Raw genomic sequence first — 15,347 nt, 5'->3', positions numbered from 1 at the left:
CGCCACCGTTCCCTGGCAGCTGGCCCGATCCTCTGTTCTGCGCGTGGTGGGTGCGGACCTTGGCCCGCACCGCTCCTCCATTCACGTATGGCGTCGGTCTACTGCACCTGCTGCTTGCCCGCGTCTGCGCGCGCCTGCGGGAACTGGAAGGCGCTGTTGACGTCGTAGCCCGTGGCGGCGGCCGTGTTTCCGCGCGTTGGCGGGTCGATGCTGCTGCTGGCACTGCCGAAGCCCAGGATCTGCACGCTGATCACCGACGGCTGGTTGCGCCGCGCATCGTCCTGGCTCTTGCGCATCACGTCCTGTGCGGCCTGGCTGGCGCTGTTGGCCGCAGCGCTTGCCGACGCGAGCGCGTTGACGTTCACCGAGGCCAGTACCGGCAGGCCCTTGCTGTCGCCCTGCACCTGGATATTGGCGGCGTTGAGCACCTGCAGTGCCGCCAGGTTGATGTTGCCCGACACGCGGATACCCGCCTCGCCGGCATCGATGGTGCCCAGCGGCGCGATCAGGTCGACATCGCCCGGCGCCACTTCGGCGATCGGGTTCAACGTTGCGATGCCGGCGCCGCTGGCCGGTGCCTGCGGCGACAGGATGACGTTGCCCCAGGTGTCGTAGACCCGACGCGGTGGGGTGTACAGCAGCGTGGTCTGCGAGCCACGGCCGGCGTTGATGTCGCCCTGCTCGGACCACGCCAGGATGTCACCACCAAAGGTGGTCATCACCCGCGACAGGCCCAGCAGCACGCTGTCCTGGCTGAACAGACGGATGTCGCCCTGGCCCTGGGTGACCAGGCCCGCGCTGGCCGGAGGTACCACGCCCTGCACGCCCACCACGATCTGCCCGCCTGGCGCCATCAGCTCGATGTTGCCACCCGCTTCGGTGCGCACACCGGAGCCGCCATACATCACGACATCGCCAGTACGGTTGATCGTTGCGCCATTGGCATCCTTGTCCGGCATCAGCGTGGCGATCGCTTCGCGCCCGCGCAGGTAGGAACCGAAGCGCGGCCCTTCTGCATTGGTGTACTCACGACCACCTTCGCGCAGTTCAGCGTAGTAGACCTGGCGCAGGAAGATGCGCTGCTGCTCCTTCGGCAATGCGTCGAACACGGCCAGCGCCCCGGCGCCATCGGCAGCCAGACCGAAGCGCTGCTGCAGCCACTGCTTCAGTTCCTTGTCATAGATCTTCACCGCCTTGCCGGGCTGCGATGCCAGCGACTGCGCCGGATCGGCGAGCGCGGCCGGATCCAGATAGCGTGCGCGCAGTGCATCGAAATCAAGATGCTGGTTGCCTGCGGTCACCGCAATGCTCGCACCCGGCCGGGTGTCAGCCTGCACGATACCGCCGAGGCTGACGATGCTTCCCGCCTCTTCCTGGCGCAGCTGGCGGCCGGCGCTGACCTCGACATTGCCGGGGCCGGCCACCGTCAGATTGCTGCGGATGATGTCGCGGCCCGCGTCGATCCCACTGATATCGGTACTGCTGGTGTTGAGCGCGGTAACGTTTGCATTGATGACATCGCGACCGGCGCGCAGCTGTACTGCCGAGCCCGCTTCGTACCAGTCGAACACGGTGCGCCCGTTGTTCCCCGTATCGCGCGACAACTGCCGCCTACTGCCGCTGCCCAGCCCGATGATGTCGCCGGCCACGGCATAGAATCTGCTGGCTACAGTTGGGGTAGTTGGTAGCAGCGCGCCGAGCGCTGTATTGGGACCGAACGCGAAATACGGCAGCACGGCCTCAGGGTCGGCCCTGCCCCCGTCCACGGATACGTTGCTGCGCACGGTTCCGGCATTTCCCGGCCCCCGCGCGATGAAGCCCGGATCGAACGGGCCCGGAACGCGGGCATCACTGCTGGAGCGCACAATCTGGGTGGCCTGTTCGGCAGCCAGGATGGAACCTCCTGCCAGCACCTCCAGTCGACCCGACGCCGAGGGCGCCAGCAGGATGACATCCTGGGCACCGAGGGTGGCGCCGCTCGCCCGCAGACTGGCGAGATTGATGTTGCCGGAGGCCGCCACGGCGCTGAACCGGGACGGATACAACCAGTAGTTGAGGATGACGTCACCATCGCTGGGGCTGATGTCTATTACCTCCCTGCCCTGGTTGCTTCCGCTGACATGCTGCGTGCCGACCAGGCCCGGCGAAAGGTTCCCGCCTGCCGAGAACAGGTCCAGTGCGGTGCGTTGTGTCCACAGCGAGAACCAGCTCGAGCCCGACGCGTGGCTGCCATCGTCCAGCAGGATATCGTTGAAATTGGCCACCGGCACCCGCCCGGGGTCGGCCGCACTGCCCAGCACCACATCGCCGCGCGCCTGCACCAGCGCGGTGGAATCACCCAGGATGAGCACCGGCCCCGCCATCGCCACCGGGGCGTCGGCCACGAACGGATTCTTCAGCCCCAACGTTCCGTAGCTGCTCTGTATCGCACTGACACCACCAATGTGCGCCGCCTGCAGCAGTGTGCTGCCGCGTAGATTGGTCACGGCGCCATTGAGATCCAGATCCTGCAGGAAACCTTCGGGCTGCTGCGCGCTCGCGCGCAGGCCGGGGTTGAGCGCTCCGCCGCTTCGCAGCGTCAGGTCGCCGCCCCCCGTCAGATGCAGCTCACCGTCGCTGACGCGTCCGGTCGATCCGACCGCAGCGACGATCGCGCTGGAATGGGGCGCCGTCAACAAGCCCAGGGCATTGCCCATCGGCGAGATCACGCCCGAGTGGCGGCCTGCTTCCAGGGACAGATTGCCCCCACCCAACGTGCCGAAGCCGGTGAAGCCGACCATGCGGGGCGTCGCGTCCAGTTCGGCGCCGACGGTGCTGTAGGTGCCGAAGTTGATCCACCAGCTGGTTGCTGTGGTCTGCACACCTTCCGTCGTGCCCGAACCCTGCCGCCACAGCCAGCTTCCCACCGCGGCACTGGAATGCCCGGCCTGGTCACGTTGCGCCGTGCCCGATTCGGAGCGGCCGGTCCAGACATCGCCGATGATGTCCCGCCCCGCTTCAACACGCAGATTGCCGCCCTGGTCCGGGTACCACGCCTGGTAGCCGGCGATGGCCGCGTCATAGGATCCGGAGGCCTGCGTCGCGCCGAGCAGCGCGGTGTTCATCGGTTTCGGCGCACGTGCCGCGTTGAAGCGCGCGTCGTTGCCATCGCCCAACAACGTCGGCGCACCTGCGGTGTACACGCCGAAGCCGGACTTCATGCGAACGTCCTGCGCGGCCAGCAGTGCCAGATCACCCTTGCCGGTACGCAGCACGCTCCAGGCCGGTGCCCCCAGCCGCTTGCCATAGGTCGTGACTTCCGTCAGCGTGCCGCCGCCATAGCAGTAGCCCATTGCCGCGCAGATCTCTTCCTCCGACATGCCCATCTCGGCACCCAGTTCCGAAGCCGGGCGGCCGACCCAGGATTCATCGCCCCACCATGCCAGCGAGCCTTCCTTGTCCACCAGGCGCGGCGCGGGGCCGCAGAAGGAGCCTGCACCACAGATCTCCGCCTCGGTGGTCCCGATGATCTCGGCCACCTCGGCAGGTGACTTTCCGGCCAGACTCTCATCGCCCCACCAGTACAGAGAACCCTCCAGATTGACGATGCGATCACCCTTCCATTCCGTCGTCGTGGTGACAGTGCCGATGGTGCTGTAGTGGCTGTCGGCCAGCACGATGCTGCCATCGCTACCCCAACGGCGGGTCCGCGGATCGGCAGCCGCCGTATCCGCACCGGCCACCGCGGTCAGATCCCACGAGGTGGTGCCGTCGGGCAGCATCGCCGCCAGCGCCCAGTTGCGCCCTTGGCGCCCGCTGGCATCGGCCGTTCGCAGCTTCACCGGCGCATCGCCGGCCAGCTCCACCTTGGTCATCGACGGGATGATCGCACCGGCATGCAGGTCCAGTGCGCCGGAAAGCTTCATTGCCATGGGCAGGGCGACACCGGCCGGCCACACCTGTGCGGCCACCGGCGCCGGCGTGCGCAGGCGGAAGCCAGCGCCCAGGCGGGCACCGGACTGCAAAGCCAGCGCCTGTGCCAGCACGGTACCGGCCGCCATCACCTGTCCGCTGCCTGTCGTCACGGCCGCGCCCAGAACGGTACCGGCGGGCAGCAGCAGCGGCCCGGACAACACCATCTCCGCCGGCAGCACGGTTCCCGCCGGCAAGGTTACGGCCTCGAATGGCAGTGCATAGTTCAGCGTGGCGCCAGCACGGAACTCGGTGCCGCGCTGCAGCTGGACACCTTCGCCGGGCACGATCAGGTCGCCGCCGAACGCGGTGTTGGGCGTACCGCTACTGCGCCCTTCCAGCAACACCCAGCCGTCCTCATCGGGATTGGCGGGCGGCGGCGCGAAGCCGTCGTTGATGCTGCCATAGACATTGATATCGCCCTCGGCACGCAGCACCAGCGCGGCCGATTCACCGAAGCCGCGGCGCGCAGGATCGAGCCGGTTCGACTGCGGTCCGTAGCGATAGCCGGACAGATCGATATCGCCGGCCACGACCAGATCGCCACGCGGGTTGTCACTGCTGGTCCGCGCCACGATCTGCACGCCGGGGCGCAGGCGGTAGCTGCCCAAGGCGGCAGTGCGCTGCTGCAATCCCGTATTGACCAGCGCGGCGTTCATCCACTGGCTGTTGTCCGGGTCCACCACCGTATCCAGCCATTGCTGGTTGATCACCTGCGGACGATGGCCATGCACATCCGGAGCGCTGGCCAGCGGCGCCGAATCATAGCTGCGGAAGGCGTTTACCTGGACGTCGGCGGCACCGGCGATGCGGATGCCGCTGGCCACATTGATCGCGGCGTCGTTGCTGCCCACGCGTGGCACGTTGAGCTTGACGCTGCCGCGTGCGCGGCCATCATTCTGGCCGGGGCCGCTCCCCGCGGCCACCGAGGTGCCGGCGCGCAGGTCCATCGAAGAGGCAGCGCCCAGCTGCACGCTGCCATTGGCCGAGGTCAGTTCGATCATGGCCCGGTTCGGGCTGTCGATGATCTTGCCGTAGCTGTCCACGCGCAAGGCGCTGCCATGCGCGTCCAATGTGCCATCGATACGCAGCACATCACGGGCCGACAGGCGGATGCTGCCAACCTGTTCACCGCTGGCATCGATGCGACCATTGACCTGCAGGCTGCCGCCATCGACGCTGACATCAACGTTGCGTGCCTTCACTTCATCGCCGATCACCAGGTCGCCTGCGCTCAACTGGAACGTCCGGCCACCGGTAATGCCGCCGGCGGTAAGCCGTGTGTTCAGTCCGGAGAAATCCTGCAGCTGACGTGCACGCAGCACCAGTTCGCCGCCGTCGTAGGGCACTTCCGTGCCACCGGCGTCGTAGCGGCCACTGGCGCCGCCAAGCAACGTACCCGCCAGATCGACACGGCCGCCCTGCGCGCCCAGCGCGGAAACCGTCAAGCGGCCGCCGCGGTTGTTGCGGGCGGAAAGATCGATGCGCGACGCCGCGTCGGCAACGATGTCACCGTCACGGCTCGACAGCGCTACGTCGCCGCCCCAACTGTACTTGTCCACGTCGAACAGGCTGACCTTGCGCCCGGCCATGTCCAGCACCGCATTGCTGCCGAGCGCCACGCCCTGGCGGGCATTGGCTTCGAACCGGCCGGACGCCAGCGCCACCCGGCTGTCGATCACAACGCGTTCGGCCGTGATGGACAACTCCGCACCCAACGCATCGCTGCCCGCGGTTGCCGCAGCACCGCGCAACTGCACCGTACCGCCATTGCGGATTGCCAGCTGCGCGCCCGCACTGCCGGTCAGCAGCGGGGTAACGATATCCAGCGCGCCGCCGCTGAACTGCCAGCCGCTGCCTGCCACGTAATCGCCCTGCCACTGGAAGACATCCAGACTGCCCTTGCCGGAGAACAACATGCGATCCGATGCTGCCAGGGTAACGCCGGCGAAGCCGAGCACCTGGCGATCCGCGGCCACCGACGAACTGGGCCGGGTAAAGGGCGCACGCCCCAGCTCCAGCGCCCTTGCATTGATTTCCAGCTGCCCTTGGCCAAGCCGGCCCACCATCGCCTCGCCGGCCGGCTGGGTCTGCTCTCCGCCGGGCAATGTGGTGCCGGCCAGCGTACCGTCCCAGACCAGCGTATCGGCGAAGATGCGCGCGCGATCGGTCGCGGTTCCGTAACCGTGAATGGCCGGTGCGCCCAGCACCAGGCTGCGCAGGCTGCTGCGGCCGGTTGCGCCCTCACGGGTATCCAGGTCCACGCTGCCGAACACGTTGATGGCATCGCGCGCGGTCAGGTTGAGGGCTTCCAGCGCCGGCGCGCCGGTAGCGGTGTTTCCGCGCAGCAATCGCTGCAACACCTCCTGGTTCATGGTCATGCCGACCGGCAGGCCGCCGGCCGCCGCTGCCGCCGCAATGGCCTCGGCGCTGCCGAGATTGAGCGCCGACATGCCCAGGCCGAGCTGGCGCGTGCCGTAGCTCACCGCGTCGCCAATGTTCAGGGCGCCGTCGGTGACCACGTTGATGCTGCCTGCCGACAGCAACCGGGTCTGGCCGCTGCAGTCCACCACGCATCCGCCGATGTCGATCGCCACCGGACCTGCAGCGCCTCCGCCCTGTGCACTGAGCGCCGTCAGGCGCTGGTTGGACACGGCAAGCAGGCCGCCCGACACCAGGTAGGGCGCCGTGGGCTGCGCAACACGCGACGGATCGGCCCCGGTCAAGGTATCGATCGAAGCGCCCTGCTCCACCAGGATTCCCTTGCCTCCGAACGCGGCCGACAGCAGCACTTCCTGCGCCGTCAGGGTGACGCCGTTGCGCACCACGATGTGCCGCGCGCTGCCTTCCAGCGAATAGGTCGTCGCGTCACGTCGCAGCACGCCGCCAATCAGCATCGTTTCCGGGCGGAACGCATTGAGCGCGGAGTCGAAGATGGTTGCACCGCTGCCGCTGCCGGCGCTGTCGCCTTCGGTGGCAATCACCAGCACCGCGCCATCGGAGGTGCGCAGGTTGACCGAAAGCGTGCCGCCGCGCCCGTCATTGCTGCCGGCGTTGAAATGGGACAGGCCCTGGAAGATCGCGGCCGGCACGGCCGAACGTCCTGCGCCGTCGCCAAACACCAGGTTGAGGTTGCCGGCGTCGGTCGGCCGCCAGCGCAGCGCTTCGCCACGCCGCTCGGCCACGCCCTGCACGAACGCGCTGTAGGAGGTCTCGTTGTAGCTGGCATGGCGGCGCACCACCTCCGCTGGCGTCAGCACCAGATCGGTGAGCAGCGGTGAGACACCACCGCCCAGGCTCTGCGCCTGGTGTCCACTGACGCGCCAGGAGCCAGTGCCGGTCGCCACTGGCTGGCGGCTGCCGACGGCGCTTTCGGCGCCAACTTCGACGCGGAATGCGCCCTTCTGCAGGGCGTAGCTGGCCGGCAGCAACGTGTAGGTTCCCGCCGGAAGGCCGGGAACGCCGGCGGTTATGACGATCTGTTGGCCAACGCGCGGATCGGCACTGCCGTCAGCGGTGCCCAGCGGCGCCTGCGTGACCGAGTGTCCCGGCATGATCGCGTAGACCGCATTGTCACTGCCGCTGAAGCGGTAGCGCGGGTTCGCATCCGCCAGCGCATGCCGCAGGATGTCCACCGAGCCACCGCGCCCTGCCACGAACGCGGCACCGGACAGCTCGCCTCCGCCGGACACATCCAGCACGCTGCCCGCCGCGCCACTGAAGGCATTGGCCACGATGTCGATACCGATTGGGATGCTGATCGAGCCGGGGCCCAGTACATCGAAGTCGGCACCGTTGCGGCGCCAGCTCACACCGTCCACGGTGCCGCCAAAGGGCAGCGCCAGCCCGGCGCCACTGATGGAGGTCACGCTGCCGGCAAGCAGATCGACACGGCTGGCACGATTCGAGTTGAACTCGTTGCCGCCCAGCTGCACGCGGCCCCACGGCGCCTGCACCGTGCCGCCCTGCACCACCGTTGCCGCCACCAGCTCCAGGCTGCCGAACGCAGAATCCGGTGCCGGTTGCGCGCCGCCCGCAATGCCATGGATGCGCAGCACGGCGTCGGGGTTCTGCCAGGACGGCACGCCCGAGGGACCGATGTCGGGAACGCCGGCCACGATGCGTCCCTGGGCCCTGGCCGCAGGGTACAGGCGTGCGGCGCTGATATCGATCGAACCCGGGCTTGCCAGCGTAGAGATTCGTGAAGTGCTGGCGACTGGCGCCAGCATGCGGATGTCGCCGCTGCTGCGCAGCCCGACCTGATCAAAGCCGGCCAGCCAGGTGACGTCGCGCAGGTCGATCAGATCGGCGTCCACCTCCAGGCGATGCTGCCGGCCGGTATCGAACGGTGCCTCCAGCGGGCGCAGCGTGCCTTCCCCGGCCGGCTGCCACCAGCGCCCCTGCGCAAGGCGGACATACGGCGCGGCCAGTTGCAGGCGGCTGCCCGCGCTGTTGCCCGGGACGAAGCCGAGGTATCGCTCGTTCACGCCTTGCAGGCGCAGGCTCTGGTCCATGCGCAGATTGACATCTCCCTGGGCGCGGATATCGCCGAACAGGGCCAGATGATCGAAACCACCGGCCTCGACTTGCTCCACCGACAGTGCCGCATGGCCGTATTCAAGGCGTGCAGGCAGGCTCGCCGTCTGCGCGGCGTGCTGGGTCAGCGAGATCACCCGCGGCGCCAGCACCTCCTTACCGTCTGCCGTTCTGCCGTAGGTGCCGCCACCGAAGGCAACACCAAGGGTGCCACCGCGCGCACCGTCGCCGCCCGCCGCTGCATCCAGTTCGCCGTGCAGGTACAGGGCATTGCCCGCACGCAGCACGATGCTGCCGCCATCGCTGTCGACCCGGGTACGCCCGCTGCCATCGATATCGAGCAGCGCCGAAGCACCGGACGCATCCAGCCGTGCACCGCGCTCCACCACCACGAAGGTATCGGGCGGCAGGTGGCGCACGTTGTCCTGGTCCTCCCAGTCCAGCGCCCCCCCGATCTCGATGGTTCCGCCCTTGCGCACCTGCCCGCGCAACGTCCTGCGCGCGTCGAGCAGGGAAACGGTGTCGCCGCTCACGTCAAGCAGTGCGCCATCGGTGATCGTCCACTGGCGCTCGCGGCGTGCATCGCCGCGTACGCCCGACGGATCGAATGCCTCGTCCAGGCGGATGCGCCCGCCGGCCGCCTTCAGACTACCGGCCACAGTCAGGTTGCCGGCGCTGAACAGTTCGATCGACTGGCCCGGGTCGACCTCGATCCTGGCCCCCTTGCCAACGCGCAGGTCGGCCGTGGACAACAGATGCCCGGCGCGCAGTGTCAGGCTGGCGCCGCCACGCTGCGACACGCGTCCGCTGGCTGGATCGGCCTCATACAACGATGGCGTCCAGGCCTGCACACCCTGCTCGCGGGCCAGTGCCTGCTGTGCGCCCTCGGCCAGCCGCAGCGCCGGTCGTTCCACCTGCAGCTGGGTACCCTCTTCAACCGTCAAGCCGTTGTGACCGGCGATGTCATAGCCGGCAAAGCCACTCTTGAACAGCGCTTCCTGCAAGTGCAGCGACGACGCCGATGCGTCCGTGCCAGGCGCGCCGATGGCCACCGCACCGCCTGTTGCCAAAGTGAAGTTGCCGCTGCCATTGCCGAGCGCGCTGAAGCGTGCGTCCTTGCCGATACGCAGCCGGCCACTGCCGTCGGTGGCGACCTCGGTGCTGGCCGCGAGCAGGCTGACGCTGCCCCCCTTGCCCACGCGCCCCTTGCCATTGGCATCGATGACACCACCGGCATCCACCGAAATCCGTGCACCCTCGCCCACGTTGATGTCGTGGCTGCCGTTGAAGCGCAGCTGTCCACCGTCGATCCACGCCTGTGCCGGACCGCCTTCCGGCGCGGCAAGCGCATTGCTCCAGCCGCCGCCAAGATCGATCCGCGCGCCCGCCGCAACATCGAGCGCGCCGCGCCCGGAGGACAGCAGGGCCGTCGGCCTGCCGAGCACCAGAAGCAGGTTGCCGGCCTCCACCTGGCCGCCGGCAATCTGCACCGTTCCGCCGAGGCTGACGCGGCTTGCGGCAAGGCCAAGCCGGCCGCCCTCCTGCAACCTGAGCGTGCCGTCCAGATCGATGCGGCCGGCCGAAGCGAGGTCCACCTGCCCCCAACGCTGGGCGCTCAGGACCTCACTGTCCAACCACACGGTATTGCGCTGTGCTTCCCCGACCGGCGCCTGCAGCGTCCACGGCCGGGTGTCGGCCTGGAGCTCTCCGATGCGGACCTGCGAATCGAACACTGCACTGCGCCCGGTGTTGTCGAAACGCCCAAGCCAAAGCTGGGCGTTGCGGGCCGCCGCCGTCTGCGCCTGCGCGTACCCGTCCTGTCCCTGGTCTGGGCGGCGCGTCTGCTGCACGCCCTGGAAGGCCACCGTATCCACCTTGCCCTGCAGGACGGCCGTGGGCGCCGAGATCAACAGGCGGCCGGCGTCGCGTCCCACGGTGTAGCCATTGTCGAAGCGCTGGCCAGGGGCAACCAGTGGATTGCGGAAGGATTCGGTGACCCCCCAACGCTCCTGCTTCAGTTCGTAGCCCTGGTACAGACCGTCGTACAGCATCTCCGCCGGCGCATCGTCAAGCCGGTACAACTGGCCATCGCGCCCACGCAGCCAGCTCTGCTGGACCACGCCCGACTGCACATCCAGGCTGCCACCGGCCAGATTGATGCGCGAACCGGCGTGGCTGACCACTTCCTTGCCTGCCAGCTGGACGGTGCCGCCCTGCGCCGCCCATTCGCTGATCGAATGCCCCTGATTGTCCAGGTAGCCACCCACTTCCAGCAGGCCGCCGCCGGCATACCAGCGCGTACCTTCATAGCCACCGGTACCGGCGGCAACTTCGATCAACTGGCGGCGGTCGATCCACACCTCGCTGCTGATCAGCTTGCCGCTGTCACGGTTGTCCGGCGAATCGCGCAGCTCGTTGCCCTGCACCTTCACCTTGACGTTGTTGCTCTCCATCGCCACCTGCACGCCCACCGCACCGGAGACGTCCACGCGCGCGCCATCATCCAGGTAGCTGCGCCGGCTGGCGTCGGCGATCACCTGGCCGCCGGTGGCCACCGCCAGCGAGCCGGCCTGGAAGTTCACATCGCCGCCGGAGACGACTTCGATGCGTGATTGCTCCCGGCGGTCCTGCAGCCGCGAGAGATTGTCGAAGGTGCCACTGTTGCTGGCGCCACGAAGCTTGTCCTGCTCGGTCGATTCCTTGATGAGGGCGTCGCGCTGGCTGTCAAGCGCGGTGCTCTTGCCATCATCTTCGATCAGCACTGCCGTCGTCGAACCCGTGGCCAGCGTCACGCTGCCCTTGCTGTCGGAGGACGAACTCAGCAGATGCACGGTGCCGCGCTGGTTCAACGTCGTTGTGGCCACCGCCACGCCGGCCTGTTCGACCGTGCGGCCGGCAAGAGTGACGTCGCCCTCGCGCGCCTGGATCAGACCGCTGTTGCGAACGCTGCCGGCCGTGCTGTCGGTGACGAAGCGCGGCGCGATCTCATTGCCCCGCGTGGTCGAAGCCGTGTTCTGCGCCGTACCCGCGCCACGGCGGATCACGAAGCTGTCGCCGGCCGCCAGCTGGGTCTGGCCCCTCCGGGTTTCGATCTGGCCCGCATTCTCCACGCTGTGGCCGGCCAGCAGCACATAGCCACCGCCGCGCGTTGCGCTGGTGGGCTCATGCGTGGTGATGCGCGCACCACGTTCAACCATGATCTTGCCCGCCGCATCGGTCAGGGCGGACGTGTTCGCATCAACGCTGTACAGACCGTTGTCACGGAACTGCGCGTCGCTGATACGTGCTGCAGCAGCAACCAGGTTGCGGACGTTGACCTGGCTGTTGTTGCCGAACACCACGCCGTTGCGGTTGGCAACGAACACCGTGCCATTGGCCTTCAGCTGGCCGAGAATCTGACTGGGCCTTGCGGCCGGATCATTGACCCGGTTCAACACGGCCCAGTCAGCGTTCTGCAGGAAATTCAGCGTGGTGTTGCCACCGATGTTGAAGGTTTCCCAGTTCAGGATCGCCTGGTCGGCGGTCTGCTCGATGCTGACCTGCACCCGGCCGTCGGCGCCCTGCGACTGGGTCGCTTCGCGGGCATTGATCCAGCCACGGGTCAGCGGATTCTCGTCCACCTTCAGGCCATCCTTACCCAGCCCATCGGCCACCACGAAGCCCGCCTCGCGTCGCGCCTGCCGGGCCTGCTCCTGCATGCGCTGCTGCAATGCGATGGCCTGCGCGGCCGTGCCGAGGTTGTCGATCGACTGCTGCAGCTTCTGTCGCGCCGCATCCTGCTGTTGTGCAGGCAGCTGGAACTGGATCGGCGCGCCATTGGGCATACGGCCACTCTGCGCTGCCGCACCTTGGGCGGCGCCGCGGTCGGCGAACCAGCCGGGGCTGAAGGCCTGCTGCGCCTGGCTGGCAGGAGCGACCACGCTGCCCAGCGCCACGGCCACGGCCCAGGCCATCGGGTGGCTGCGCCAGAGGGAGGCGGAGAAACGGGCGGCGGGCGAATGCGGGTGCGACATCGGGGACCTCGTCAACCTGATGGGCCGCGTCGGCCGCGGCGAGTACGAAGGGGGCCTGCGTAACGCATGCCCTGCACCTGATAGACGGTGGCCGCGGCGTGAAGACGACAGCTCAGCGCGGATGCGGTGCCACCACGAAGGAAAGCGCCGGCATTTCGGCCGGCGCTTCGATCAGCAGGTGTTGCCTTGCAGACAGTTACAGCGGACGGCCGATGCTGGCGCAGGTGCTCGGGTTGTTCACGGCGCCAGCATTGCTGGCAGTCGCGAAGCGGGCACGGACCGCATCACGCCAGGCCTTGGTCAGCGGGATGAACTTGTGCGCGCGGATGGCCGCATCGTTCGGGCCCTGCTCGACGCCGGCGACCACGACACTGCCGTAATGGCGGGTCAGGAAGCCACGCACGTTGGCGCCGACAGTGGCGTTCTTGTAGCACTGGCCGAACACGAAGTTGGTGTAGCCAGCGATCGGGTAGCCCGCGCTCGGGTTGCCGAACACCGGCACCCAGTTGGCGGGATTTTCAGCAGCGGCGCCGGTCGGCGGCGCAGCGGTTTCCAGGGTCGCCTGCACGCTCACTTCATCCGGCGAGAAGGACTTGACCTTGGCCACCTTGGTGGCATCGGTCAGGCTCGGGATGACGTCCGGGCCAACGTAGCCGATGCGGCCGTCAACGGCGTACACCGCGTTGTACAGCGAGGTGCCACCGGTGGCCGGCGCGGCGATGAAGTTCGACGGCACGGTGGTGAACAGGTTGGCGAAGGTCGACTGCACCGAGAACGCCGGCACGCCGTTGGTCAGCTTCAGGGTGGTGCCGGAGACGTCCGCCGGCTGGCAGGCGCTGGTCAGGAAGCGGGCCAGCAGCTCGCTGGTACCGCTGCTCTCGCCACGGTAGACAACCTGCAGGGCACCGGTACGGCCCGAACCAGCCAGCTGGCTCCAGTCATTGATCTTGCCGGAGAAGATGCCGCAGATCTGGGTGACCGACAGATCAACCGCCGAACCGGCCTTGTTGAACGGGATGGTGACCGAGGTGGCGACCGACGGGATCTGGACCAGCGCGCCGAAGCGGTTGGCATCGCCAGCCACGTTGTAGGTGCTGTTGTAGGTGCTCAGCTCGGTGCTGCTCAGCACCGAATCGCTGCCGGCGAAATGCACGGTACCGGTGGTCGAGAACAGCGCCGAGTTGTTTTCCAGGAAGGCCTTCTTGCCGGTGCCCGAACCGGTCACGGCGTAGCTGAAGTTGGCCGGCAGGATGCTGTCGGCCTGGCCCTTGTAGAGGTCGGCCGGCAGCGAAGCGCCGCCGCCGGTGACAGCGGTCTGGGCCGACGCGGCACCAGCAGTGGCGAGCAGCGCGGTAGCAACCAGCGCGGCCAGGGTCTTGTACTTGGTCATGATCTTCTCCTGAAGGGTTTACTGCGAAGGTGAAACACCAAGGGAGGAACGGTCACTACACGCCTGCTGCCGCCGAGGGCCTCCCAGCCCACTCTGCGGCGACAGGGACATGCTGGTCGCCGCCGATGACAGGCCGCTTAAGAAACCTGTGGAAGATCGAAAAAAGGTGTGGAGGATTGTGTGGAGAATCGAAAGCCTGCCGCGCTGCGCGCTCGCCGGGCATGGCCCGTCGCTACCCGTGATGCGCTTCGCGCATCACTGCACCAGCTGGTTCATCTCCATGATCGGCATCAGCACGGCCAGCACGATGGTCAGCACCACGCCCCCCATCACCAGGATCATCGTGGGCTCCAGCAATGCAGTGAGTGCCATCGCGCGGCGTTCAATCTCGCGTGAGATGGTCTGTGCAGCGCGGTCGAGCAACGGTGCCAATGAACCGGTCTTCTCGCCACTGGCCACCAGATGCACCAGGATCGGCGGATACACTTTCTGCACCTTCAGCGCAGCGCCAAGCGAAGTACCTTCGCGCACGCGTGCGGCCACATCATCGGCACAGCGCGCCAGCAGCGCATTGCCCAGTGTCTGTCGTGCGGCGTCCAGTGCGCGCAGCAAGGGCACACCGGCATCAAGCAGGATCGCCAGTGTCGATGCGAAGCGTGCGCTGTTCACGCCCAGCACGAAGCGCCCCACCATCGGTACGCGCAGCAGCAGGGTGTCCCAGCGCAGGCGAAGATCCGGCCGCCGCAGTGCCAGCCGCCAGCCCACCACCAGCGCGCCGATGCCCAATCCCGTCCATATGCCCCATGCGCGTACGAACGCACTGGCCACCAGCATCACCTGGGTCAGCATCGGCAGCGTCTGCCGCGCCTGCACGAACGCAGTCACTACTTGGGGAACCACGTAGCTGAGCAGGAAGATCACGATCGCCACCGACACCAGGCTGATTGCCGCCGGGTAGATGAACGCCGTCAGCACCTTCGCCTGCAGCGCGTTGCGCTCTTCGATGTAGTCGGCCAGGCGCTCCATTACCCGCGCCAGATCGCCGGAATCCTCGCCCGCACCCACCAGGGCACGATAGATCGCGGGAAAGTCGCGCGGCCGAGCCGCCAGCGCCACGGTCAACCGTTGGCCGGCGCGCACATCGGCACGCACCGCAGTGAGTGCCTGCGCAATGTGCGGGCGTTCGGCCTGCTCGATCACCGCGCTCAACGCGCTTTCCAGCGGCAGGCTGGCGGCCAGCAGGCTGGCAAGTTGCCGCGTGGCCCAGGCCAGTTCGCTGGCCGACAGCCTGCGCGCGCCCCAGCCACTGCCGGCATTGCGTGCGGCTGATACCTGTACCGGTGTCATCCCACGCCCGCGCAGTTGCTGGCGCACGCCGCGCGCGTTGTCGGCGTCCAGCTGTCCCTTCTCGATGCGCCCCTGCGCGTTGGCGGCCTGGTAGTCGAACAGTGCCATGC

3 protein-coding genes are annotated in these 15,347 nt (G+C 67.9%); all 3 read right to left on the bottom strand.

All coding sequences use genetic code 11. The features are described 5' to 3' along the window. Nucleotides 1-98: 98 nt before the first annotated feature. The 3 genes from M2299_RS00465 to gspF all read right to left on the bottom strand — a co-directional run bounded on the left by M2299_RS00465 (nucleotide 99) and on the right by gspF (nucleotide 15,345). Complete coding sequence (locus tag M2299_RS00465; RefSeq protein WP_280883626.1) at nucleotides 99-12,500, bottom strand: filamentous haemagglutinin family protein; 12,402 nt, start codon at nucleotides 12,498-12,500, stop codon at nucleotides 99-101. 196 nt (nucleotides 12,501-12,696) lie between these two features. Then, nucleotides 12,697-13,890, bottom strand: a complete 1,194-nt coding sequence (locus tag M2299_RS00460; RefSeq protein WP_025874374.1) for a substrate-binding domain-containing protein — start codon at nucleotides 13,888-13,890, stop codon at nucleotides 12,697-12,699. Nucleotides 13,891-14,145: 255 nt separating this feature from the next. Next, entirely contained in the window at nucleotides 14,146-15,345 is a 1,200-nt protein-coding gene (gspF, locus tag M2299_RS00455; protein ID WP_180831054.1) for a type II secretion system inner membrane protein GspF, read from the bottom strand. Nucleotides 15,346-15,347 lie beyond the last annotated feature (2 nt).

Source organism: Stenotrophomonas sp. 1278 (assembly GCF_029892765.1).
Classification (GTDB): Bacteria; Pseudomonadota; Gammaproteobacteria; order Xanthomonadales; family Xanthomonadaceae; genus Stenotrophomonas; species Stenotrophomonas indicatrix.
This window is presented reverse-complemented; position numbering and strand designations above follow the sequence as displayed.